Here is a 24,984-nt window from a genome sequence, read left to right as displayed (position 1 = left end):
ATTTTTAAGCGATTAACGCTTATGCATCACGACGACGTGGTGCAGCTGCGCCTTCGTCGCGACGTGGGCCACGGCCACCTTCACGGCTGAAACGTCCGCCTTCACGACCGCCTTCGCGACGCTCAGAGAAACGACGCGGTGCGCCACCTTCACGGTTGCCACCCTCGCGGTTACCACGGCGCTCACCACCGAAGTCACGACCGCCGCTACGACGCTCGGTGCGCTCGTGTGGCTGTGCATCGCCCAGCAGCTGCATATTCATCGGCTTGTTGAGAATACGCGTGCGCGTGAAGTGCTGCAGAACTTCACCCGGCATGCCTTTTGGCAGCTCGATAGTGGAGTGAGTACCAAACAGCTTGATGTTACCGATGTAACGGCTGCTGATGTCGCCTTCGTTAGCAATCGCGCCCACGATATGACGCACTTCAACACCGTCATCACGGCCCACTTCAATGCGGTACAGCTGCATTTCGCCAACGTCACGACGTTCGCGACGTGGACGATCGCCACCTTCGCGGCTGTCACGGCTGTCACGACGTGGACGGTCGCCGCCACGCTCATCGCGATCGCGGAATTCACGACGCTGTGGACGTGGTGCATCCGGTGGCAGAATCAGTGGACGTTCGCCCTGCGCCATTTTCAGCAGTGCAGCGGCCAGCGTTTCCATATCCAGCTCTTCTTCTGGCTGCATTTTTGCCAGCAGCGCACGGTACTGATCCAGATCGCTGCTTTCCAGCTGCTGCTGAACTTTCGCAGCGAACTGCGCCAGACGACGCTGACTCAGCAGCTCGGCGTTAGGCAGCTCAACTTCCGGAATAGTCAGCTTCATGGTGCGTTCGATGTTGCGCAGCAGACGACGCTCGCGGTTCTCAACGAACAGCAGCGCACGGCCAGCACGACCCGCACGACCGGTACGGCCGATACGGTGCACATACGATTCGGCATCCATCGGGATGTCGTAGTTAACCACCAGGCTAATACGCTCAACGTCCAGACCACGGGCCGCAACGTCAGTCGCGATCAGGATATCCAGACGACCGTCTTTCAGGCGCTCCAGCGTCTGCTCACGCAGCGCCTGGTTCATGTCACCGTTCAGCGCGGCGCTGTTGTAGCCGTTACGCTCCAGCGTTTCTGCGACTTCCAGCGTGGCATTTTTGGTGCGCACGAAGATGATGGCAGCATCGAAGTCTTCCGCTTCGAGGAAGCGCACCAGCGCGTCAGACTTACGGCCGTAAGCGGTCCAGTAAGACTGAGAAATGTCCGGGCGTGTAGTGATGCTGGACTGGATGCGCACTTCCTGCGGATCCTTCATGAAACGCTTAGTGATACGGCGAATCGCTTCCGGCATGGTTGCAGAGAACAGTGCGGTCTGATGACCTTCCGGGATCTGCGCCATGATGGTTTCAACGTCTTCGATGAAGCCCATACGCAGCATTTCATCGGCTTCGTCCAGTACCAGACCACGCAGGCTGGACAGGTCCAGGGTACCGCGTTTCAGGTGATCCAGCAGACGGCCCGGGGTACCAACCACGATCTGTGGACCCTGGCGCAGTGCGCGCAGCTGCACGTCATAACGCTGGCCACCGTACAGGGCCACGACATTAATACCGCGCATGTGTTTAGAGAATTCTGTCATCGCTTCAGCCACCTGAACCGCCAGTTCGCGGGTCGGCGCCAGCACCAGGATTTGCGGTGCGCGGACAGAAGGATCAACGTTGTTCAGCAGCGGCAGCGAGAACGCTGCTGTTTTACCACTACCGGTCTGCGCCATACCCAGCACATCACGGCCCGCCAGCAGGTGAGGAATACACTCAGCCTGGATTGGCGATGGCTTAACGTAGCCCATACCGTTCAGTGATTCGAGGATGTCGGCGTTCAGGCCCAGCTCAGCAAAAGTGGTTTGAATATCAGTCATGTAGTACACGTGCCTCTTAGATTGCGGCGGCCAGTCTACATAACTCGTCGTGAAAACTTTCAGTCATTTTCATCAAAAAGTGTGAACCGGCTCAAATTAGAAGTTTTGACGAACAGAAAAGCCCTCACCTGTTCAGGCGATGACTTTACGGGTAAATCAGGCAATAAAAGTTCGTCAGCTATTGCTGGTCAGATTCTGATAAATCGTCTTGTGTCTGGCCGAGTTGCGCCAGTTCCAACAATGCGTATCGGTGTTCAACAAAGTTATTGACGTTGTTGGCCACCGCCAGTTTGAACAACGCTTTCGCGTCGTCCTTCTCCCCCAGACTTAGGTAGTACTTACCTAAATAGAAGTTGGTTTCACTGAGATGTTCAGCGAGCGAGGTGTTATCCGTTGCGTCCGCCTTGAGACGTTCCATCAATGTTTTTTCACTGATGTCGCCCAGGTAGAACTCGACAATATTCCATCCCCATTGGTCCTTAGCCGCCTTGTCGTAACGCTGTTGTAGCGTCACTTTTGCCTTGTCGGCATCCATCTCGCGTTCAACGAGGTAGAGCCACAGGCTGCGGAACGGATCGTTAGGATCGTCTTGATAAAACGCCAGCAGATCATCTTGCGCTAACTTGTATCGACCGCCGTAATAGAGGGCGATACCACGGTTTAAATGCGCATAGTTGTAAGTTGGATCAAGCTCAAGTACAGAATCAAACGCTTCATAGGCAGCATCAAAATTGCCTGCCTGCGTTAAGTAAATGCCGAGATAGTTAAACACTTCCGGCATATCCGGTCTGATAGACAGCGCTTGCGAGAAATCGTTTCGCGCTAATGCCCTCAGACCCAAACTATCATACAACACTCCGCGCTCATATAACAGCTGTGCGCGTTCATCATCGGTCAGGGCCCGACTGGCAAGAATTTGTTCCATTCGCGCCAGAATAACCTCTTGCTGCAGTGTGGGCTGCAAAGGTACTGCCAGAACTTCGTTCTTACGCCAATTGGAGTTGCTGCATCCTGCCAGCGTGATAGCTGTCGCAACAAAACACCAGCGCAAAAAAGGCTTCATTTCCCACTCCCGAATACAAACATTGGGATAACCATCCTGTCATCCGCCTGCTATGCACAAGGGTTCCCGCCCTCGCGATGATACCCGTCCTGCTTCAGCTGCACTGACACGCTGACCAGCGCGCGACGCATTCCGGGTATACAAACACCGCTCCCCGCCAGCAGGCAGGGAGCGGCTGATCAGGAAAAACGCTTACTCGGCGTCAGGCGTCGTCACCGCAGCGGCTTCTTCTGCTGGCTTCTGCTCTGTCGCTTCTTTGATGCTGAGACGAACGCGGCCCTGACGATCCACTTCCATCACTTTAACTGGCACTTCCTGACCCATCTGCAGGTAATCGGTCACTTTCTCTACGCGCTTGTCGGCGATCTGAGAAATGTGTACCAGACCTTCTTTACCGCCGCCGATCGCCACGAAGGCACCGAAATCAACGATACGGGTCACTTTACCGGCGTAGATACGGCCCACTTCGATCTCAGCGGTGATCTCTTCGATGCGGCGAATCGCTTCTTTGGCTTTCAGGCCGTCGGTCGCTGCGATCTTCACGGTGCCATCATCTTCGATTTCGATGGTGGTGCCGGTCTCTTCGGTCAGCGCACGGATAACTGAACCGCCTTTACCGATGACGTCTTTGATCTTGTCTGAGTTGATCTTGATGGTGTAGATGCGCGGCGCGAACTCGGAGATCTCCTGACGCGGCGTGCTGATCGCCTGTTCCATCACGCTCAGGATGTGCAGACGCGCACCCTTGGCCTGGTTCAGTGCCACCTGCATGATTTCGCGGGTGATACCTTCAATTTTGATGTCCATCTGCAGCGCGGTGATACCTTCACGGCTACCGGCTACTTTGAAGTCCATATCGCCGAGGTGATCTTCGTCGCCGAGGATGTCAGACAGCACCACGAACTTCTCGTCTTCTTTCACCAGACCCATCGCGATACCGGCAACGGCCGCTTTGATCGGTACGCCAGCGTCCATCAGCGCCAGTGATGCACCGCACACGGAAGCCATAGAAGAAGAACCGTTCGATTCGGTGATTTCAGACACGACGCGCACGGTGTACGGGAACGCATCCTGTTTAGGCATCACTGCCAGCACGCCACGCTTCGCCAGACGGCCGTGACCAATTTCACGACGCTTCGGTGAGCCAACCATACCGGTTTCGCCCACAGAGTACGGAGGGAAGTTGTAGTGGAACAGGAAGCTGTCAGTACGCTCGCCCATCAGCTCATCGAGATTCTGTGCGTCACGCGCGGTACCGAGGGTGGCAGCGACCAGCGCCTGCGTTTCACCACGGGTAAACAGCGCAGAACCGTGGGTACGCGGCAGTACGCCAGTGCGCACGTCCAGACCACGGATCATATCTTTTTCGCGGCCATCGATACGCGGTTCGCCGTTCAGGATACGGGTACGCACCACGTTCTTCTCCAGGCTGTGTACGATGTCACCGATTTCGGCATCATCCAGCGTTTCGTCTTCAGCCAGCAGTGCGGCGATGGTTTCGTCTTTGATGACGCCAACCTGCGCATAGCGCTCCTGCTTGTCAGTGATGCGGTACGCATCGCTGATACGCGCTTCGGCCAGGGCGGCAACGCGTGCGATCAGCGCATCGTTCGCCGGCTCTGGCTGCCAGTCCCAGCGTGGTTTGCCGGCTTCGGCCACCAGCGCATTGATGTTTTCAATCACAACCTGCTGCTGGTCGTGGCCGAACACCACAGCACCCAGCATCTGGTCTTCGGTCAGGATGTCCGCTTCAGATTCCACCATCAGCACTGCATTCTGCGTACCGGCAACCACCAGATCCAGACGAGACTGTTTGATCTCATCCGCGGTTGGGTTCAGCACGTACTGATCGTTGATGTAACCAACGCGTGCCGCACCGATTGGGCCGTTGAACGGAATGCCAGACAGTGACAGCGCAGCAGAAGCACCGATCATTGCAACGATGTCCGGGTTAACCTGCGGGTTCACGGATACCACAGTCGCGATAACCTGTACTTCGTTAACAAAACCTTCCGGGAACAGCGGACGCACCGGGCGGTCAATCAGACGCGCAATCAGGGTTTCGCCTTCGCTTGGACGGCCTTCACGACGGAAGAAGCTGCCCGGAATACGGCCAGCGGCGTAAGTACGCTCTTGGTAGTTCACTGTCAGAGGGAAGAAGTCCTGACCGGCTTTGGCTTTTTTCTGGCCCACGACGGTAACGAATACCGCGGTGTCGTCCATGCTTACCATTACTGCTGCGGTGGCCTGGCGCGCCATCATGCCGGTTTCCAGCGTGACGGTATGCTGACCATATTGGAATTTGCGTACGATCGGGTTCAGCAAAATTTAAGTCCTTAAATTCGTGGCAAAGCCTGCTCGGCCCGCCGGGGATTACCGATCTTTAGTTGCATCCTCGCGACTAATGACAACCCTTAACCGCCCCTGCGGTAAAGCCTCTCATTAGCCGCGCGAACCTCTGCAAGCAAAGATCACTCTCAGCAACAATACATGAGTTTGGTCCGGATTGCTGCGGATTGCTCGAAAAAAGGGGCCATAAAGGCCCCCTTTTCGCGAAACTCGCACAAATCTGATCGCCAGATGCGGTTTTTTGCATACTGCATGCGCTACATCGTTGATCAGATTCTTCAGACTTAGCGACGCAGACCCAGGCTTTCGATCAGGCTGGTGTAACGTGCAACGTCTTTACGCTTCAGGTAGTCCAGCAGCTTACGACGCTGGGATACCATGCGCAGCAGACCGCGACGGCTGTGGTGGTCTTTCTTGTGCTCAGAGAAGTGCCCCTGCAGGTGGTTAATCTGAGCAGTCAGCAGAGCAACCTGAACTTCAGTTGAACCGCTGTCGTTAGCGCCACGACCGTATTTAGCAACGATCTCTGCTTTAGCTTCTACGCTTAGAGACATAATAAACTCCAGTAAAAAATGAATGTATGGGTGCCGATCTCTAATTCAGCAGCCCGCTTTTAAAGCCGCGCTATTCTACTCTTCGCCCGGTAGCAACGCAAATGCGCTGTAACGGCCAGCGGTAATACGCGGTCAGTCGGCAAACTCCACTACCAGACGACGCGGTGCCACGCGACCATCGTCGGCGATTTCCGCCATGCCGATAAATTTCTGCTGCTCGCCCTCGGTCACCCGCACCAGCCCGCTGGCTGGCGCGTTTTCCGCCTGGACCGGCATGCCCTGTTTGAACCAGGCCGCGACCGGCGTGGGCAGATTGACCGCTGGAAAATCTTCCGCCGGGCTGTCCATCGGCAACAGCAACGCGTCCAGCGGTGCGTAATCCGGCGTTTCCGCCGCATTAACCTGCGCCGCCAGCGCCTGCAGCTGTTCCAGCGTCATCATGCGCGCAATCGGGTAGCGCGCCACCTGCAGACGGCGCAGCATGATCACGTGTGCACCGCAGCCGAGCTTCTCACCTAAATCGTCAATGATGGTGCGAATGTAGGTGCCTTTGGAAACATGGATTTCCAGCTCCAGCTCGTCGCCCTGCCAGCGAATAAACTGCAGTTCAAACACGGTAATCGGTCGCGCTTCACGCGGCACGGTGATGCCTTCGCGCGCATATTCGTACAGCTTGCGGCCCTGATACTTGAGCGCCGAGAACATGGTGGGCACCTGCAGCGTCTCGCCGCGAAAGCTCTCCAGCGCCGCATCCAGCTCAGCCTGGCTGAAGGTCACCGGCCGCGTTTCAACGATATTGCCGTCCGCATCGGAGGTATCGGTGCGCTGGCCCAGACGGGCAATCACGCGGTAACGCTTGTCCGAATCCAGCAGATAGCGGGAAAACTTGGTGGCTTCGCCGAGACAAATCGGCAGCATACCGGTGGCCAGCGGATCGAGCGCGCCGGTATGGCCTGCCTTGTTAGCATTAAACAGGCGTTTTACTTTTTGCAGCACATCGTTAGAGGATGCGCCCTGGTGTTTATCCAGCAGGAAAACACCGTGGACATCACGACCACGGCGACGAGGACGACTCATCAGTCCTCCTTGTCGTCTTCCGCCGGGCTTTCACCCCGTCGCTCAGCATCGTTTCTGATCACGTTAGACACCAGATTCGACATGCGCATCCCTTCAATCAGCGAGTTATCGTAGAAGAAGGTCAGCTCTGGCACGATGCGCAGACGCATCGCTTTACCGAGCAGAATACGGATGTAGCCAGACGCTTCTTTCAGCGCTTTGAGGCCGTTTTTCACCGCTTCTTCATCCTGGTCGTTCAGGAAGGTCACGAACACTTTGGCATACGCCAGATCGCGTGACACCTCAACGCCAGACACGGTGACCATCATACCCAGACGCGGGTCTTTGATTTCGCGCTGCAGGATGATCGCAATCTCTTTCTGCAACTCCTGCGCCACGCGCTGTGGGCGACCAAACTCTTTCGCCATACTATTTCTCCCAAATAATTCGGGAGGCCAGAGGCCTCCCAAATTGCATCACATCGACCAGCAATTACTCGATGGTGCGTTTAACTTCAATCACTTCGAACACTTCGATCATGTCGCCAACGCGAACGTCGTTGTAGTTCTTCACGCCGATACCACACTCCATGCCGTTACGCACTTCGTTGACGTCATCTTTGAAGCGACGCAGAGATTCCAGCTCGCCTTCATAGATAACCACGTTGTCGCGCAGTACGCGGATCGGGTTGTGACGTTTGATGTTGCCTTCGGTGACCATACAGCCGGCAATCGCGCCAAATTTCGGTGACTTGAACACGTCACGGACTTCGGCCAGACCGATAATCTGCTGTTTGAACTCCGGTGCCAGCATGCCGCTCATGGCTGCTTTCACTTCGTCAATCAGGTTATAGATGACGGAGTAGTAGCGCAGGTCAACGTTTTCAGCGTCAATCACGCGACGCGCAGAGGCATCAGCACGCACGTTGAAGCCGAGGATGATCGCGTTGGACGCAGCGGCCAGGGTGGCGTCGGTTTCGGTGATACCGCCCACGCCAGAACCGATAATCTTCACCTTCACTTCGTCGGTGGAGAGTTTCAGCAGCGAGTCGGAGATCGCTTCCACAGAACCCTGTACGTCGGACTTCAGGACGATGTTCAGCTCGGACACTTCGCCTTCGGTCATGTTGGCAAACATGTTTTCCAGCTTGGACTTCTGCTGACGCGCCAGTTTGACTTCGCGGAATTTGCCCTGACGATACAGCGCCACTTCACGCGCTTTCTTCTCGTCACGCACCACGGTCGCTTCGTCACCCGCTGCCGGCACACCGGACAGACCGAGGATTTCCACCGGAATCGATGGACCCGCTTCCAGCACTTCACGACCCAGTTCGTCACGCATCGCACGCACACGGCCATATTCGAAGCCGCACAGTACGATATCGCCCTTGTTCAGCGTACCTTCACGCACCAGCACGGTTGCTACCGGACCACGACCTTTGTCGAGGAACGATTCGATCACCACACCGCTCGCCATACCCTGACGAATCGCAGTCAGCTCCAGTACTTCCGCCTGCAGCAGAATTGCGTTCAGCAGGTCGTCGATGCCGGTACCGGCTTTCGCCGAGACGTTAACGAACATGTTCTCGCCGCCCCACTCTTCCGGAATGATACCGTACTGAGTCAGCTCGTTCTTCACGCGATCCGGATCGGCTTCTGGTTTGTCGATCTTGTTCACGGCCACGACCACCGGCACACCGGCCGCTTTCGCGTGCTGGATAGCTTCGACGGTTTGTGGCATCACGCCATCGTCAGCCGCCACCACCAGGATAACGATATCCGTGGCCTGCGCACCACGTGCACGCATTGCGGTAAACGCGGCGTGGCCCGGGGTGTCGAGGAAGGTGATCATGCCGTTATCGGTTTCAACGTGATACGCACCGATATGCTGGGTAATCCCGCCCGCTTCGCCGGAGGCGACTTTGGTGGAGCGGATGTAGTCCAGCAGCGAGGTTTTACCGTGGTCAACGTGACCCATGATGGTCACGACCGGCGCACGACTTTCCTGCGCAGCATCGGTATCACGATCGTCCATTACCGCTTCTTCCAGCTCGTTCTCGCGGCGCAGGATCACTTTGTGACCCATCTCTTCGGCCACCAGCTGGGCGGTTTCCTGATCGATAACCTGGTTGATGGTCGCCATGGCACCCATCTTCATCATCGCTTTAATAACCAGCGAGCCTTTCACCGCCATTTTGTTGGCCAGTTCGGCAACGGTGATGGTTTCGCCAATGATGACGTCACGGTTCACCGCCTGAGCAGGTTTGTTGAAGCCCTGCTGCAGCGTGCTTGGTTTACGATGTTTGCCACCTTTACCGCCGCGTACCTGAGCACGCGCTTCTTCACGGTCAGTTTTGGCTTCAGAGTGCTTGTTGCCCTTTTTGGCCGGACGCGCTGCCTTGGTGGTGCGGGTGCGACCACGACCGCCTTCAACTTCGCGATCGTTTTCGTCTTCTGCCTGACGGGCATGAGTTGAAGTGGTGACGTGGTAGTCGCCCTTATCTTCTTCCTCTGGTTTTTCCCATTCAGCGGCTTTCTCTTCGGCCAGACGACGGGCTTCTTCCGCCGCGCGGCGCGCATTCTCTTCCAGCTTACGGCGCGCTTCTTCTTCCGCTTTACGCTTCAGTTCGGCGGCTTCAGCTTCACGACGGGCTTTGTCAGATTGCGCAGCCTTGGTCATTTCGTCGGTAGGTTGATTAGTCACTTTCTCATTTTCCGCTGCTTCACGCTTAGCCTTGTCAGCGGCTTCGCGCTTGGCTTTCTCTTCGGCTTCACGTTGCGCTTTTTGTTCAGCTTCGCGACGGGCTTGTTCTTCAGCCTCGCGACGCGCCTGCTCTTCCGCTTCACGCTGCGCCTCGGCTTCTGCTTCCGCCTGAGCTTGCTCAGCGTCGGCATCACCTTTCACGTATGTGCGCTTTTTGCGGACTTCGATTTGCACCGACTTACTTTTACCCCCGGTGCCTGGAATATTCAAGGTGCTGCGCGTTTTGCGCTGCAACGTCAGTTTGCCTGAACCGGTCTGACCGTGCTCACGATTCAGGTGGGACAGTAAGGTCTCTTTCTCTTGCTGGGATACGGCGTCGTTTTCAGACTTACGGATCCCTGCATCAGCAAATTGCTGTACCAGGCGATCGACCGGAGTCTGAATTTCGGCGGCCAGCGATTTTACGGTTACATCTGTCATGCTGTTCCTTCCTGTTATTACGCGTCATCGCCGAACCAGCAGATATTACGTGCAGCCATAATCAGCGCACCGGCTTTCTCATCATCCAGCCCTTCAATATCTGTCAGATCGTCAACACCTTGCTCAGCGAGATCTTCCAGCGTGCAAACGCCTTTTGACGCCAGGCGATACGCCAGCGCACGATCCAGGCCTTCAAGATTCAGCAGGTCCTCAGCAGGTTCCTGATTACCAAGGCTCTCTTCTTTCGCTAATGCCAGGGTGGTTAACGCATTTTTTGCTCGTTCACGCAGGGCTTCAATGGTCTCTTCGTCGAGGCCGTCGATTTCCAGCAGCTCGTTGATTGGCACGTAAGCCAATTCTTCCAGCGAAGAGAAGCCCTCTTCCACCAGAACGGTGGCGAACTCTTCGTCGATGTCGAGATGTTTAGTGAACATATCGATCGCTGCATGGGCTTCGGCCTGATGCTTCGCCTGCAGATCATCGACGGTCATCACGTTCAGCTCCCAGCCGCTCAGCTGGGATGCCAGACGCACGTTTTGGCCATTACGGCCAATCGCCTGAGCCAGATTGCCGGCTTCAACAGCGATATCCATGGTGTGATTGTCTTCATCCACCACAATTGACGCCACATCGGCAGGTGCCATGGCGTTAATCACGAACTGTGCCGGGTTGTCGTCCCACAGCACGATATCAATACGCTCGCCGCCCAGCTCGCTGGACACCGCCTGCACGCGCGCACCGCGCATACCGACGCAGGCACCGACCGGATCGATACGTTTGTCGTTAGTTTTTACCGCAATTTTGGCGCGTGAACCCGGATCGCGCGCTGCCGCTTTGATCTCGATAACTTCTTCGCCAATCTCCGGCACTTCAATGCGGAACAGTTCGATCAGCATCTCCGGTTTGGAGCGGGTAACGAACAGTTGCGCACCACGCGCTTCCGGACGCACGGCATACAGCACGCCGCGAATACGGTCACCCGGGCGGAAGTTTTCACGCGGCAGCATGTCTTCACGCACAATCACCGCTTCGGCGTTGTTGCCGAGATCCAGTGAAATGTTGTCGCGATTCACTTTCTTCACCACGCCGGTGATGATTTCGCCTTCCTGCTCGCGGAACTGATCGACCACCATCGCGCGCTCGGCTTCACGCACTTTCTGGACGATAACCTGTTTCGCGGTCTGCGTGGTGATACGGTCGAAGGTGACAGATTCGATCTGATCTTCAACATAATCGCCCAGATTGAAGGCTTCATCTTCAAAGCGTGCTGCTTCCAGCGTGATCTCGCGCGTTGGCTGCGTGACTTCTTCTACAACCACCCAGCGACGGAAGGTGTCGAAATCGCCACTGCGACGGTCAATGCTGACGCGCACGTCGATTTCCTGCTCATACTTCTTCTTGGTCGCAGTGGCCAAAGCGCTCTCCAGCGCTTCGAAGATTTTCTCACGCGGCAGGGCTTTTTCGTTAGAAACGGCTTCTACTACAGCTAAGATCTCTTTGTTCATCCTGGTTAGCCTCAATCCGGACTTTTAAAAGTGGGGGACCAGGTTCGCTTTCTGAATGTTGCTCAGCGCGAACACTTCATCGTTACCCTCAACGGTTACCGTGATCATCTCGCCTTCGACAGACTTGATGATGCCCTGCCATTTACGGCGGTTCTGCACGGCCATACGCAGTACCAGGCTCACCTCTTCGCCAGCGAAACGCGCATAGTGCTCCGCGGTGAACAGAGGGCGATCGAGACCCGGTGAGGAAACTTCAAGGTTGTAAGCCACCGTAATAGGATCTTCCACATCCATTACAGCGCTGACCTGGTGGCTAACATCGGCGCAATCATCAACATTGATACCCTCTTCACTATCAATATAGATGCGCAAGGTTGATGTGCGACCACGAATGAACTCGATACCGACCAATTCGTAGCCAAGCGCTTCTACCGGAGCAGAGATCAACTCTGTCAACTTTTGCTCTAATGTGGACAAGCCCACCCCCAAGACATAAAAAAAGGGCCTAAAGCCCAGTGTTACGATTTCCTGATAACAAAAAACCCCGAAAATTCGGGGCTTTTTGTGACTGGACCCTGTATGCCGCGATGCGGCTTCGGCACACCATCCAGCAGAATTTTTTTCAAAACTGACTGCGGATGCGTCCGTCGATGCATACAGTATATTTGAAAAAGAACTCTAAGGGAAAGTGGTTGCGGGGGCCGGATTTGAACCGACGACCTTCGGGTTATGAGCCCGACGAGCTACCAGGCTGCTCCACCCCGCGTCCGAAAACGTGGCGAATATTACGCCGATCTTGCGAAAAATGCAAGTTATACTGAGATTTGGTACCGAGGACGGGACTTGAACCCGTAAGCCCAATCGGGCACTACCACCTCAAGGTAGCGTGTCTACCAATTCCACCACCTCGGCACTTCACTGACTGCGACGATACGATGTCGCTTTAGCGCTGACGATCTTACTGCGGGATATCATTGCCCGGCGTGGCCGGTTTAGCTGGCTGAGTCTGCTGTTGAGACTGAGCCGGCGCGCTGAGGTTTTCCCACTCGCTTCCTTTGGAAGTCTTGTTACTGTTCAGGTTGCCCAGAATCAGACTGATGATGAAGAACAGCGTAGCCAGTACCGCGGTCATGCGAGTCATGAAGTTACCAGACCCGGTTGAACCGAACAGCGTACCAGAAGCGCCTGCACCGAATGAGGCTCCCATATCAGCGCCTTTGCCTTGCTGCAGCATGATCAGACCAACGAGGCCAATCGCTACAATAAGGAAAACAACCAACAGAGCTTCGTACATAATCAACCTGTTTCCTTGCGCGTTATCCGCACAGTTAAAGCTTCAACCAATATTGACGGGGAGTCTCGTCATCACCCATCAGAAGCGGGTGTGAATACTAACCAAAGGCGCATACCTCTGCAAGCGCAATTTACATGAAGTTTTGCGATTGCGGAAAAAAGCGCCATCCCGGTGATTTTACAGGCGGAAAGCAGCAAACTGACCGCCCGTAACGCGGTTACACCGCTTTTACCGCATCAGCAATTTTGTGCGCCAGCTCGGTCACCTGCGCCTCATCCTCGCCTTCCACCATCACGCGAATCAGCGGCTCGGTGCCGGATTTACGCAACAGCACGCGCCCGCGCCCGGCCAGCGTTTTTTCCACCTCTGCGGCAGCCGCTTTGACGCTGTCGCTCTCCAGCGGATCGTGGCTGCCGCTGAAACGCACATTCACCAGCACCTGTGGCAGCATCTTCATGCCGCTGCACAGATCGTGCAGACTCATGTGGTTGCGCACAATCGCAGTGAGCACTTGCAAACTTGCTACGATGCCGTCACCGGTGCTGATTTTATCCAGCAGGATCACATGGCCGGAGTTCTCCGCGCCCATGCGCCAGCCCTTCTCCTGCATTTTTTCCAGCACATAGCGGTCGCCCACTTTGGCGCGGGTAAACGGAATCCCCAGCTGTTTCAGCGCCAGCTCCAGCCCCATGTTGCTCATCAGCGTGCCGACCACGCCGCCACGCAGCTGGCCCTGACGCAGCGCTTCACGCGCGATGATGTAGAGAATCTGGTCGCCATCCACCTTCTGTCCAAGGTGATCCACCATCATGATGCGATCGCCGTCGCCGTCATAGGCCAGGCCGAGATCGGCTTTTTCATCCAGCACGCGCTGCTGCAGCTGACGCAAATCGGTAGCGCCGCACTCTTTGTTGATGTTCATGCCGTCCGGCTGCACGCCAATCGCAATCACCTTCGCACCCAGTTCACGCAGCACATTCGGCGCGATGTGATAGGTCGCGCCGTTGGCACAGTCCACCACGATCTTCAGCCCGTTCAGGCTCAGCTCGCTGGGAAAAGTGCCTTTGCAGAACTCGATGTAGCGCCCGGCGGCATCGACGATGCGGCTGGCACGGCCCAGCTCAGCGGACTCGACACAGGTCAGCGGCTTCTCCAGCTCCAGCTCAATGGCGGCTTCAACGTCGTCCGGCAGTTTGGTGCCTTCGGCAGAGAAGAATTTGATGCCGTTGTCGTCAAACGGGTTATGCGACGCGGAGATCACGATGCCCGCCTCGGCGCGGAAAGTGCGCGTCAGGTAGGCAATGGCCGGCGTGGGCATCGGGCCGGTGAAAGCCGCAGACAGCCCGGCAGCCGCCAGACCGGCTTCCAGCGCCGATTCCAGCATGTAGCCGGAAATACGGGTATCTTTACCAATCAAAACTTTGCGCGAGCCGGAACGGGCCAGCACTTTGCCGGCAGCAAAACCCAGCTTCAACACAAAGTCCGGGGTAATGGGCGCTTCACCCACTTTGCCGCGAATCCCATCCGTACCGAAATATTTACGATCGCTCATGCCTTTATCCTTTTGCTCTCCGTGTCGCCTCGACGATGCGCATCGCTTCGACAGTTTCTTTAACGTCATGCACGCGAATAATCTGCGCGCCCTGCATGGCGGCGATCACCGCACAGCTCAGGCTGCCGGTCAGGCGCTGTGCCGGGCCGACGTTTAACAGCTGGCCAATCATCGACTTACGCGACATACCCACCAGCAGCGGCAGGCCGTGATGGTGAAAATCACTGAGATGCGCCAGCAGCTCATAATTGTGGCTGAGATTCTTACCGAAACCGAAGCCCGGGTCGAGCAGTAGACGCTCTTTTTTAATGCCGGCCGCTTCACAGCGGGCAATCTGCGCAGCGAAGTAAGCGTCCACTTCGCTTACGATGTGCTGATATTCCGGTGCCTGCTGCATGGTGCGTGGTTCGCCCTGCATGTGCATCAGGCATACCGGCAGACCGGTCTCTGCGGCGGCCTGTAACGCACCCGGCTCGGACAGCGAGCGGATATCGTTGATGATGTGAGCGCCCACTCGCGCGGCTTCGCGAATCACTTCTGCTTTTGACGTATCCACCGAAATCCACACTTCAAAGCGCTGCGCAATGGCTTCCACCACCGGGATCACCCGCGCCAGTTCCTCTTCCACTGAGACTTCATCGGCACCGGGACGGGTTGATTCGCCGCCCACATCGATAATCGTGGCACCGGCATTCACCATCTCGTTGGTGTGCGTGAGCGCGTCGACCAGCGTGTTGTGCGTTCCACCATCAGAAAAGGAGTCCGGCGTGACATTTAAAATTCCCATCACATGGGGAAACGACAGATCGAGATGGGTATCACGGGCGTACAACTTCATGGCGAAAATCTCCCTGAGGAATCACTGGATTGTGGAATGTAAAAAACCCCGGACCAGCCGGGGTTTTTGCTTAGGAACAGGCCTGTTACTTGTCGAACTGTTCTGACATGGTGTTGCCTGGGTTTGGCGTACGCGGTTCATCAACCGGACGTGGCGCCTTTGGCGTACCGTTGCTGTCAGAATTGTTGCTGCCTGGATCTTCCCAGCCCGCTGGCGGACGCACTTCGCGGCGCGCCATCAGGTCGTCGATCTGCGGTGCATCAATGGTTTCATACCTCATCAGCGCGTCTTTCATCGCGTGAAGGATGTCCATGTTCTCACCCAGAATACGGCGTGCACGCTGGTAGTTGCTGTCGATCAGGTGCTTAACTTCCTGGTCGATGATGCGTGCCGTTTCGTCCGACATGTGTTTGGCTTTCGCCACTGAACGGCCGAGGAACACTTCACCGTCCTCTTCCGCATACAGCAGCGGACCGAGTTTTTCCGAGAAGCCCCACTGCGTCACCATGTTGCGCGCCAGGTTGGTCGCCACTTTGATGTCGTTTGAAGCACCGGTAGAAACGTGTTCCGCCCCGTAGATGATCTCTTCTGCCAGACGACCGCCGTACAGCGTTGAAATCTGGCTCTCCAGCTTCTGACGGCTGGCGCTGATCGCGTCGCCTTCAGGCAGGAAGAAGGTCACACCCAGCGCACGGCCGCGCGGGATAATCGTCACTTTATGCACCGGATCGTGTTCCGGCACCAGGCGACCAATAATCGCATGGCCCGCTTCGTGATACGCGGTGGATTCTTTCTGCGCTTCCGTCATCACCATGGAGCGACGTTCCGCACCCATCATGATTTTGTCTTTCGCTTTCTCGAACTCGACCATCGACACTACGCGCTTGTTGCCACGCGCAGCGAACAGCGCCGCTTCGTTGACCAGGTTCGCCAGGTCCGCACCGGAGAAGCCCGGCGTACCACGTGCGATAATCGCGGCATCAATGTCGGTTGCCAGCGGCACGCGACGCATATGCACTTTCAGAATCTGTTCACGGCCGCGCACGTCTGGCAGACCTACCACCACCTGGCGGTCAAAACGGCCTGGACGCAGCAGCGCCGGGTCCAGTACGTCCGGACGGTTAGTCGCGGCGATAACGATGATGCCTTCATTGCCTTCGAAGCCATCCATCTCCACCAGCATCTGGTTCAGCGTCTGCTCACGTTCGTCGTGACCACCGCCTAAACCGGCGCCACGCTGACGACCCACCGCATCGATCTCATCAATAAAGATGATGCACGGTGCCGCTTTCTTCGCCTGCTCAAACATGTCGCGCACACGTGATGCACCGACACCAACGAACATTTCTACGAAGTCAGAACCGGAAATCGTGAAGAATGGTACTTTCGCTTCGCCGGCAATCGCTTTCGCCAGCAGCGTTTTACCGGTACCCGGAGGGCCCACCATCAGCACGCCTTTTGGGATTTTACCGCCCAGCTTCTGGAAGCGGCTCGGCTCACGCAGGTATTCCACCAGCTCACCCACCTCTTCTTTTGCTTCGTCGCAACCCGCAACGTCAGCAAAGGTGGTTTTGATCTGGTCTTCGGTCAGCATACGGGCTTTGCTCTTGCCGAAGGACATCGCGCCCTTGCCGCCGCCGCCCTGCATCTGCCGCATAAAGAAGATCCACACGCCAATCAGTAGCAGCATCGGGAACCAGGAGATGAAGATGGAAGCCAGCAGGCTCGGCTCTTCTGGTGGTTCACCCACAACTTTGACGTTTTTGGTCAACAGGTTATCGAGTAACTTGGGATCGTTGACAGGAATGTAGGTCGTGTATTTATTACTGTCTTTTTTGGTTACGTTGATCTCACGCCCGTTAATACGTGCCTCGCGGACCTGATCCTGGTTCACTTCCGACAGGAAGGTTGAATAATCAACCCTACGGCCATTCGACTCGCTGGGCCCAAAGCTCTGGAATACTGACATCAGCACGACCGCGATGACTAACCAGAGAATCAGGTTTTTCGCCATGTCACTCAAGGGATTAACCTCATATTACAACGGTGTTAACAGACAGCGTAGGGTACTATATATCCTTCATACCTGGAATCGCGGCGCTGATGATTTTGCCTGTTTAGCCTGAAACTCAGAATTACGCATCAGAATAAACGCCGTTTCGCCTTGCTTTGATTCCGGTATGGAGGGCTACAGTTTGCGCCCTGTCGCCACAATGTACACTTCGCGCGAACGTGATCGCGAAGCGTCCGGCTTACGAATTTTCACTTTCGTAAACAGGGAGCGAATTTCCCGCAGGTATTCATCGAAGCCATCTCCCTGAAACACTTTCACTACAAAACTGCCGCCAGGTGCCAGTACATCCCGACACATTTCTAACGCCAGTTCAACTAAATACATGGAACGCGGGATATCGACCGCAGGCGTACCGCTCATGTTCGGCGCCATGTCCGACATTACCACCTGCACTTTCTGGTCGCCCACGCGCTCCAGTAACGCTTTCAACACCGCTTCGTCGCGAAAATCGCCCTGCAGGAAGTCAACGCCAACGATGGGATCCATCGGCAGCAGATCGCAGGCAATAATACGGCCACCCGAACCAATCTGTTGTACCACATATTGCGACCAGCCGCCGGGCGCAGCGCCCAGGTCAACCACGGTCATACCGGGTTTGAACAGCTTGTCACCCTGCTGAATTTCATCCAGTTTAAACCAGGCGCGCGAGCGCAACCCTTTTTTCTGTGCCTGTTGCACATATTTATCGCTAAAGTGTTCCTGAAGCCAGCGACTGGAACTGGCCGAACGCTTTTTACCCGTCATAATATTTCCAGTTAAATCGTCATCGTAGCGATAAATCAGCACGCAATGGGTCGCGTTGATTTGGCGATATACCCGAGATGGCGGTAGAATGAACCGTTTTCAATCCCTGAGTAAGCAAAAAATACGATGAATCTGAGTACCAAACAAAAACAGCACCTGAAAGGCCTTGCCCATCCACTGAAGCCAGTGGTCATGCTGGGCGGCAATGGCCTGACTGAAGGCGTGCTCGCCGAGATCGAACAGGCGCTCGAACATCACGAATTGATCAAGGTAAAAATTGCCTCGGAAGATCGTGAAACCAAGCAGCTGATCGTGGACGCTATCGTGCGTGAAACTAAGGCAAACAACGTTCAGGTCATCGGCAACGTGCTGGTGCTGTATCGCCCTGCCAAAGAGCGCAAAATTACTCTGCCACGTTAAGCGTACCGTTACGGCTCGTCCGACGGGCAGAGAAAGTGCCATGCTCCTGCATGGGATAAAAGGCCGCAGCGCGGCCTTTTTCCTTTCTTTACAATATGCAGCTGCGCATTTCAAAGCGTAGCAATATCTTAGATGTATTCCACTTTCAGCACTTCATATTCCACATCGCCGCCTGGGGTTTTGACAATAGCCACGTCATCGGCCTCTTTGCCCACCAGACCGCGCGCCATCGGCGAATTCACGGAAATCAGGTTCTGTTTAAAGTCCGCTTCGTCGTCACCGACAATCCGGTAAGTAAACTCTTCATCGGTATCAACATTCAGCACGGTGACGGTGGCACCAAAAATCACGCGGCCGGTTTTCGGCATGGCGGTCACGTCAATCACCTGTGCATTGGAGAGCTTGGCTTCGATCTCCTGAATACGCCCTTCGCAGAACCCCTGTTCTTCGCGCGCAGCGTGGTATTCGGCATTCTCTTTCAGATCGCCGTGCTCACGGGCTTCGGCGATAGAGGCGATGATGCGCGGACGCTTAACGGTTTTCAGTTCGTTCAGCTCTTCACGCAGCTTCTCAGCGCCTTTCAACGTCATCGGAATCTGATTCATTTTGGCTCCTCGTCATCTATCCTGGTTAACGGCGTCATCCTGACCGGTGACAGCAGAAGATCGGCTTCTGCGGCGCGTAACCTCTTTTCACAAGCAAAAGAATCCTGACCCGGAAAGCTTTCCGGGTCAGGTATCGGTTTTGCATTTTGATACGTATTTTACCCCAGAGTTCCCTGTGGGTCATTGTTTACTTTGCACCGTCCGGGGACATAGTATTGACGCCTTCACCCGTCAGTTACCGCGAGATTATGCGATTTTCACGACTTGTTACCGGATTAACCTGTGCGTTTATGCTGCAGGCACAAGCAGCACCCGTTGAAGAATACATGCAGTATTTGCCAGACGGCGCAAACCTGGCGCTGATGGTACAAAAAGTGGGCGCATCCACCCCGATAATCGACTATCACGGCAAACAGATGGCGTTGCCGGCCAGTACCATGAAAGTGATCACCGCGCTGGCGGCACTGCTGGAGCTGGGTCCGGACTTCCGTTTTCAGACCACGCTGGAGACCAAAGGCGCGGTCAGCGATGGCACCTTAAACGGCGACCTGGTGGCGCGCTTTGCCGGCGATCCGACGCTTAGCCGCCAGGATCTGCGCAATATGGTGGCGGCGCTGAAAAAGCAGGGCATCAACCATATCAAAGGCAATCTGGTGATCGACACCTCGGTGTTCGCCAGTCACGATATGGCGCCAGGCTGGCCGTGGAACGATCTGACACAGTGCTTCAGCGCCCCGCCAGGTGCGGCGATTGTTGATAAAAACTGCTTCTCGGTTTCGCTCTACAGTGCCAATACGCCCGGCGAAAACGCCTTTGTGCGCATCGCCTCTTACTATCCGGCGCACATGTTCAGTCAGGTGCGGACGATCGGACGCAACAGCGGTGACGGGCAGTATTGCGAGCTCGACGTGGTGCCCGGCGAGCTCAATCGCTACACGCTGACCGGCTGTATGCGCCAGCGTGCGGAACCGCTACCCCTGGCGTTTGCCGTGCAGGATGGCGCCGCGTGGGCCGGCGAGATCCTTAAAGCGCAGCTGCGCGACGCCGATATTGATTACAGCGGCCATTTAGTGCGCCAGACGCAGGTGACATCACCGGGCACGGTGCTGGCCTCAACGCAGTCCGCACCGCTGCACAACCTGCTGCACACCATGCTGAAAAAGTCAGACAACATGATCGCTGATACCGTGTTCCGCACCATCGGCCATCACTACTTTAACGTGCCGGGCACCTTCCGCGCCGGTTCGGATGCGGTCAGGCGTGTGCTGCGCGAAAAAGCCGGCGTCGACCTCGGCAACAGTATTCAGGTGGATGGTTCCGGCCTGTCGCGTCACGACCTGATCGCGCCGGAGACCATGATGCAGGTGCTGCAGTTCATCGCCAAAAATGACGCCACGCTGAATTATATTTCGATGCTGCCGCTGGCGGGTTATGACGGCACGCTGCAGTATCGCGGCGGTCTGCACGAAGCGGGGCTGGATGGCAAAGTGTCGGCAAAAACCGGTTCGCTACAGGGCGTCTATAATCTGGCTGGGTTCATCACCACGTCGAGCGGTGCGCGCGTGGCCTTTGTCCAGTTCCTCTCTGGCTATGCGGTACCGCCGGAAGACCAGAAAACGCGGCGGATTCCGCTGGTGCGCTTTGAGAGCCGGCTCTATACCGACATTAACAAGAACAACTAATGAAACTGTTGATCGTTGAAGATGATGCGTTGTTACAATCGGGCCTGGCGCAGGCGCTGAGCAGCGAGGGCTACGCCGTGGATTGCGCTGGCAGCGCGGCGGAAAGCAACGCCCTGCTGCGCAGCAGCCAGTACAGCCTGATCGTGCTGGATCTCGGTCTGCCGGATCGCGATGGCGCCACGCTGCTGCGCCAGTGGCGACGCGACGGCATCGCGGTGCCGGTGCTGATCCTGACCGCGCGCGATGCGCTGGAGGATCGCGTCGACGGGCTGGACGCCGGTGCCGATGATTACCTGGTCAAGCCGTTTGCGCTGGCAGAACTGCAGGCGCGGGTGCGCGCGCTGATCCGCCGCTATCAGGGGCACAGCGACAACCTGCTGCAGCAGGGCGATCTGACGCTCAATCTCAGCTCGCAGCAGGTACTGCTGGAGAATCTGCCGCTGGAGATCACCCCCAAAGAGTTTGCCCTGCTCACCCGTCTGCTGATGCGCGTGGGGCAGAATGTGCATCGCGAAACGCTGCAGCAGGATCTCTACAGCTGGAACGACGATCCCGGCTCCAACACTTTAGAAGTCCACATTCATAATCTGCGCCGCAAGCTGGGGAAAGATCGCATCAAAACCGTGCGCGGCGTTGGCTACCGGCTGGAACTGCGCGAATGAACAGCATGCGTCAGCGGTTACTGATCATGCTGGCGCTGATTCTCCTCACCTGCCAGGTGATGAGCGCCATCTGGCTGTGGCACGAAAGCCGCGAACAGATCAGTTTCCTCGTCAACGAAACCCTGTCGGCCCAGGCGCGTAACGATCGCGTGGAGAATGAGATCCGTGAGGCCATCGCTTCGCTGTTGCTGCCTTCGCTGGTGATGGTAAGCCTGACGCTGCTGCTGTCGTTCTGGGCCATCAACTGGATTATCCGTCCGCTCAAATCGTTACAGGACAGCCTTGCCCACCGCTCTGCCGACAACCTGACGCCGCTGCCGATTTACTCCGAGATGGATGAGATCGTTGCGGTCACCTCCTCCATCAATCAGCTGTTTTCGCGTCTCGACCACACTTTGCAGCAGGAGCGATTATTCACCGCCGACGCCGCGCACGAGCTGCGTACGCCGCTGGCCGGGCTGCGCCTGCATCTCGAGCTTCTGCATCAGCAGCAGGTGCCGCAAAGCGCCATGCTGATTGAGCGTATCGACCAGCTGATGCACACCGTCGAACAGCTGCTGATGCTGTCGCGCGCCGGTCAGGCGCTGGCGGGCGGCCACTATCAGCAGCTGCAGTGGCAGCGTGACATCATGCAGCCGCTAATGCCGGAGATGGCTGAACTGTATGCTCAGCGTCAGCAGACGCTGCACTGGCCAGACGGCGACGATGTGCCACAGCAGGGTGAAGCGGTGCTGCTGCGCCTGATGCTGCGCAATTTGCTGGAGAACGCGTCGCGCTACAGTCCGGAAGGCAGCAGCGTGCAGGTGAAGCTGCGTCAGGTGCAACAGCAGGTCTGGGTTGAAGTGTCGGATCAGGGGCCGGGTATTGATGCCGATGCGGCAGAAGAGCTGACGCAGGCGTTCCGGCGGCGCGATCAACGCTATGGCGGCAGCGGCCTGGGCCTGAACATTGTGCTGCGTATTGTGCAGATGCATCGCGGCAGGCTGGAACTGGTCAACCGCGAAGACAGCAGCGGACTGGTCGCCCGCTGCTGTTTGCCAACGCAACTGATTGGCTGAACGCCATCAGAAGTGGGTGTTGAGGCTCATATAGTAAGTACGGCCTGATTCGTTATAGGTATTGGCACCGGCACCGTAGAGATAAGCGCCGGTGGTGGCGTTACCGGTGGTTTGCGCATTGCCCTCACGGAAGTGGCGCTTATCGAACAGGTTATCGATACCCAGCGTCACGCTGGCGTACTTATTGATATCGTAAGTACCGCTCAGGCCGACAATCGAGTACGGGCTCACTTTGTCGGTGGCGCTGCCGGTCACCGGCTGTCCTTTGTAGTCGTACTTCTTCGGCGTCTGGGTGCCGTACCACGTCAGGGTGGTTTGCAGCGACAGATCCTGCGTTGCCTGCCAGCTCAGCGTCGAGTTCAACGTATACTCCGGAATGATCGACAGACGATCGCCGGTCTCCTTGTTCTTGCTCTGCAGCATGTAGGTGAAGTTGTTATTCCACATCACGCTGTCAGAGAAAGGAACATTGACCGTGCCTTCCAGCCCTTCCACCACCGCTTTCGGCACGTTCTCCCAGCGATAGATATCCGTGGTGCCGTTAGAGGCTTTACCTGCAGGCGCATAACCGGCTTCAATCTTGTTGCGGTAGTCGTTACGGAACCAGGTCAGACCGGCCTGATAACCTTCATGCTTCCACTCCAGCCCAACTTCTTTATTGATGCTGTTTTCCGCCTTCAGATTCGGATTACCCTGCAGATAGCAGGCGCCGGTGCTGGCGGCGCAGCCCTGGCCGTTGCTGTACAGCAGGTAGTTCGGGTTCGTCTGGTACAGACTCGGCGCTTTGTAGGCCCGGCCAATCCCCATCTTCAGCGTGAAGTCATCGCCCAGCCCCTGTGACAGGTTGAGCGACGGACTCCAGTTGTTGCCAACGATGGAGTGATGATCGAAGCGCAGCGCCGGCGTCAGCATGGTGCTGTCGGTCAGCTCCATGTTGTCTTCGGCAAACAGGGAGAAAATCTCCGCCTGGGCATAAGGACTGCGGCCGGTGCTGGCGATGCCTGGCACAGCGCCGTTGCTGGCAGCCTGGGTGGTCGACGAAGGATCTTTCATGCGCTGCTGGTTCCACTCGGTGCCCAGCGTCGCGGTCTGATTGACGCCCAGCTCAAACGGCAGGCTGATTTCACTGTGCAGCAGCACATCGTCCAGCTGAATGGTATTGAACCCGCTGTTGGAGAAAATCCCTTCCGTGCCGCCCGCCAGACCTTCATTAATGCGCGTATTGCGGGTTTTTTCGTAGCGCGCCCAGCTGCTGGTGCTGATGCCGTTATCCCACGCGCCGGTCCATTTCAGTGAAATATTCTGGCGATACAGACGGTTGGTTTCATCGCCGTACAGGCTCTTCACCAGCGCGTTAGTGTTGGTGTTCTGCGTATCGCCCGCGTACAGGTTGCCCTGACGACTGTAACCGGCCTGCAGCTCCAGCGTCTGCATGGGGGCAAACGCCCAGCTCAGCAACGCATTGATGTCTTTGTTTACCGAGCCTTCGCGGCCTGCCGGGTAGCTGCCGGCATAGCTGCCGGTGCGCGCTGCCGCGTGCCCTTCATTGATGTCGTACGCGTCGGCCTGGGTTTTGGCTAAACCGCCATACAGCCGGAAGTTGAAGTCGTCGCCCAGCGGCCCTTCAAGGCTGAAGTTGGTGCGTTTGGTCGCCCCTTCCGATTTGTGTTCCGGCGCGTTGAAGTAGGTATTCCACGAACCGTGCCACTGCTGATCGCTGTACTTTTTGGTGATGATGTTCACTACACCGCCCGCCGCACCGTTACCGTAGCGCACCGCGGCCGGCCCGCGAATCACGTCGATGTGATCAATCATCTCCGGCGGCACCCAGTTGGTATCGCCGCGTGTATCACGCTCACCGCGCCAGCCAAGACGCACCGAGTTACGGCTGGTGATCGGCATGCCGTCCACCATGATCAGGGTATTTTCCGGTCCCATGCCGCGAATATCGATCTGACGGTTGTTGCCGCGCTGGCCGCTGGTCGAGTTACCGGTCAGGTTAACCCCCGGCATGGTACGGATAATTTCTGAGACATCGCGCGCCGGCGGATGCTTTTTGATCTCATCGGCGGTGATGGTGGAAACCCCCGGTGCCTGCAGCGTCTGCTGCTGGGCCGTCACCATTAAGGTGCCACCGTCCATTGCGCTGGCGTCGGGAGAAGAGGCGTTGCTGGAAGTCGTCTTGCTGGAAGTCTCTGCTGCCCAGGCGCTGCCGGAAAGCAGTGAGGCGCTGAGCCCCAGTTCGATCAAAATAGCGAAGGTTAACCGCGAGTAATGCTTCATTTTTTTCATTCCTGGAAGGCCAGTTCTGCGCCACAGCGGAGTGACTGGCGAGCCGGTGAGAAGATCCCTGTCTTTATCGCGCAGCCGTTCACACCTGGCAGGGCCATCCTTTGCTGAATCCCATGACTTACCGGGTGCCAGACGGAA

General features: G+C 56.6%; 21 protein-coding genes and 2 tRNA genes. 4 read left to right on the top strand and 19 right to left on the bottom strand.

Annotated features, from left to right (window positions below):
- Window positions 1-19 precede the first annotated feature (19 nt).
- From C1Y42_RS16530 to rlmE, 17 genes are all read right to left on the bottom strand, one after another.
- A complete protein-coding gene (locus C1Y42_RS16530) occupies window positions 20-1,915 on the bottom strand; it encodes a DEAD/DEAH family ATP-dependent RNA helicase (RefSeq protein WP_021507696.1) in 1,896 nt (631 codons plus the stop codon).
- 16 nt (window positions 1,916-1,931) lie between these two features.
- Window positions 1,932-1,988 (bottom strand): protein YrbN, encoded by a 57-nt coding sequence (yrbN, locus tag C1Y42_RS24060; protein ID WP_098053093.1) that lies wholly within the window; start codon window positions 1,986-1,988, stop codon window positions 1,932-1,934.
- 105 nt (window positions 1,989-2,093) lie between these two features.
- Window positions 2,094-2,978 carry a lipoprotein NlpI gene (gene nlpI, locus C1Y42_RS16520; protein ID WP_021507697.1) on the bottom strand — a complete coding sequence of 295 codons (885 nt, stop codon included), beginning with the start codon at window positions 2,976-2,978 and terminating at the stop codon, window positions 2,094-2,096.
- 192 nt (window positions 2,979-3,170) lie between these two features.
- The gene (pnp, locus tag C1Y42_RS16515) at window positions 3,171-5,303 is read right to left on the bottom strand and encodes a polyribonucleotide nucleotidyltransferase (RefSeq protein ID WP_104093962.1); all 2,133 of its coding nucleotides are present in this window, start codon (window positions 5,301-5,303) and stop codon (window positions 3,171-3,173) included.
- Window positions 5,304-5,611: 308 nt separating this feature from the next.
- Window positions 5,612-5,881 (bottom strand): 30S ribosomal protein S15, encoded by a 270-nt coding sequence (gene rpsO / locus C1Y42_RS16510; protein WP_010615981.1) that lies wholly within the window; start codon window positions 5,879-5,881, stop codon window positions 5,612-5,614.
- 132 nt (window positions 5,882-6,013) lie between these two features.
- Window positions 6,014-6,958 (bottom strand): tRNA pseudouridine(55) synthase TruB, encoded by a 945-nt coding sequence (gene truB / locus C1Y42_RS16505; protein WP_104093961.1) that lies wholly within the window; start codon window positions 6,956-6,958, stop codon window positions 6,014-6,016.
- A complete protein-coding gene (rbfA, locus tag C1Y42_RS16500) occupies window positions 6,958-7,365 on the bottom strand; it encodes a 30S ribosome-binding factor RbfA (RefSeq protein ID WP_021507701.1) in 408 nt (135 codons plus the stop codon). Before rbfA ends, truB begins: the two co-directional genes overlap by 1 nt.
- Window positions 7,366-7,429: 64 nt before the next feature.
- A complete protein-coding gene (gene infB / locus C1Y42_RS16495) occupies window positions 7,430-10,120 on the bottom strand; it encodes a translation initiation factor IF-2 (RefSeq protein ID WP_021507702.1) in 2,691 nt (896 codons plus the stop codon).
- 17 nt (window positions 10,121-10,137) lie between these two features.
- Window positions 10,138-11,625 carry a transcription termination factor NusA gene (nusA, locus tag C1Y42_RS16490; RefSeq protein ID WP_021507703.1) on the bottom strand — a complete coding sequence of 496 codons (1,488 nt, stop codon included), beginning with the start codon at window positions 11,623-11,625 and terminating at the stop codon, window positions 10,138-10,140.
- Window positions 11,626-11,649: 24 nt separating this feature from the next.
- Window positions 11,650-12,102, bottom strand: coding sequence for a ribosome maturation factor RimP (rimP, locus tag C1Y42_RS16485; RefSeq protein WP_031279732.1), 453 nt, complete (start codon window positions 12,100-12,102; stop codon window positions 11,650-11,652).
- A gap of 212 nt (window positions 12,103-12,314) precedes the next feature.
- Window positions 12,315-12,391, bottom strand: a tRNA-Met gene (locus C1Y42_RS16480).
- A 59-nt stretch (window positions 12,392-12,450) separates the two neighbouring features.
- Window positions 12,451-12,537: transfer RNA gene (locus C1Y42_RS16475), tRNA-Leu, on the bottom strand.
- A gap of 46 nt (window positions 12,538-12,583) precedes the next feature.
- Window positions 12,584-12,919, bottom strand: a complete 336-nt coding sequence (gene secG / locus C1Y42_RS16470; protein ID WP_010617340.1) for a preprotein translocase subunit SecG — start codon at window positions 12,917-12,919, stop codon at window positions 12,584-12,586.
- A 217-nt stretch (window positions 12,920-13,136) separates the two neighbouring features.
- A complete protein-coding gene (glmM, locus tag C1Y42_RS16465) occupies window positions 13,137-14,471 on the bottom strand; it encodes a phosphoglucosamine mutase (RefSeq protein ID WP_021507705.1) in 1,335 nt (444 codons plus the stop codon).
- A 4-nt stretch (window positions 14,472-14,475) separates the two neighbouring features.
- Window positions 14,476-15,309: a dihydropteroate synthase gene (gene folP, locus C1Y42_RS16460; protein ID WP_058780381.1), complete on the bottom strand. Its 834-nt coding sequence runs from the start codon at window positions 15,307-15,309 to the stop codon at window positions 14,476-14,478.
- An 85-nt stretch (window positions 15,310-15,394) separates the two neighbouring features.
- Window positions 15,395-17,323, bottom strand: a complete 1,929-nt coding sequence (gene ftsH / locus C1Y42_RS16455; RefSeq protein ID WP_104093960.1) for an ATP-dependent zinc metalloprotease FtsH — start codon at window positions 17,321-17,323, stop codon at window positions 15,395-15,397.
- 174 nt (window positions 17,324-17,497) lie between these two features.
- Window positions 17,498-18,127 carry a 23S rRNA (uridine(2552)-2'-O)-methyltransferase RlmE gene (gene rlmE / locus C1Y42_RS16450; RefSeq protein WP_021507708.1) on the bottom strand — a complete coding sequence of 210 codons (630 nt, stop codon included), beginning with the start codon at window positions 18,125-18,127 and terminating at the stop codon, window positions 17,498-17,500.
- Between the two features lie 126 nt (window positions 18,128-18,253).
- Between rlmE and yhbY the strand changes: the two genes are divergently transcribed.
- Window positions 18,254-18,547 (top strand): ribosome assembly RNA-binding protein YhbY, encoded by a 294-nt coding sequence (gene yhbY, locus C1Y42_RS16445; protein WP_010617345.1) that lies wholly within the window; start codon window positions 18,254-18,256, stop codon window positions 18,545-18,547.
- Between the two features lie 128 nt (window positions 18,548-18,675).
- Here yhbY and greA read toward each other — a convergent pair whose 3' ends face one another.
- Entirely contained in the window at window positions 18,676-19,152 is a 477-nt protein-coding gene (greA, locus tag C1Y42_RS16440; protein ID WP_021507709.1) for a transcription elongation factor GreA, read from the bottom strand.
- A 248-nt stretch (window positions 19,153-19,400) separates the two neighbouring features.
- On the opposite strand from greA, the gene dacB reads away from it, so the two are divergent.
- The 3 genes from dacB to pmrB are packed head-to-tail and all read left to right on the top strand — an operon-like array spanning window position 19,401 to window position 22,554.
- On the top strand, window positions 19,401-20,834 hold the full coding sequence (gene dacB / locus C1Y42_RS16435; RefSeq protein WP_104094036.1) for a serine-type D-Ala-D-Ala carboxypeptidase: 1,434 nt from the start codon (window positions 19,401-19,403) through the stop codon (window positions 20,832-20,834).
- Window positions 20,834-21,496 carry a two-component system response regulator PmrA gene (gene pmrA / locus C1Y42_RS16430; RefSeq protein ID WP_021507711.1) on the top strand — a complete coding sequence of 221 codons (663 nt, stop codon included), beginning with the start codon at window positions 20,834-20,836 and terminating at the stop codon, window positions 21,494-21,496. Before dacB ends, pmrA begins: the two co-directional genes overlap by 1 nt.
- The gene (gene pmrB, locus C1Y42_RS16425) at window positions 21,493-22,554 is read left to right on the top strand and encodes a two-component system sensor histidine kinase PmrB (RefSeq protein ID WP_058759579.1); all 1,062 of its coding nucleotides are present in this window, start codon (window positions 21,493-21,495) and stop codon (window positions 22,552-22,554) included. The genes pmrA and pmrB overlap by 4 nt, the downstream gene beginning before the upstream one ends.
- A 6-nt stretch (window positions 22,555-22,560) precedes the next feature.
- Here the strand turns inward: pmrB and C1Y42_RS16420 are convergent, their stop codons facing one another.
- Window positions 22,561-24,837 carry a TonB-dependent siderophore receptor gene (locus C1Y42_RS16420; RefSeq protein ID WP_104093959.1) on the bottom strand — a complete coding sequence of 759 codons (2,277 nt, stop codon included), beginning with the start codon at window positions 24,835-24,837 and terminating at the stop codon, window positions 22,561-22,563.
- Window positions 24,838-24,984 lie beyond the last annotated feature (147 nt).

The sequence above is a fragment of the Pantoea sp. ICBG 985 genome (assembly GCF_002928365.1).
GTDB classification, from domain to species: Bacteria; Pseudomonadota; Gammaproteobacteria; order Enterobacterales; family Enterobacteriaceae; genus Pantoea; species Pantoea dispersa.
The sequence above is the reverse complement of the archived record's forward strand: the minus strand, read 5'-3'. Positions and strand labels throughout refer to the sequence as shown.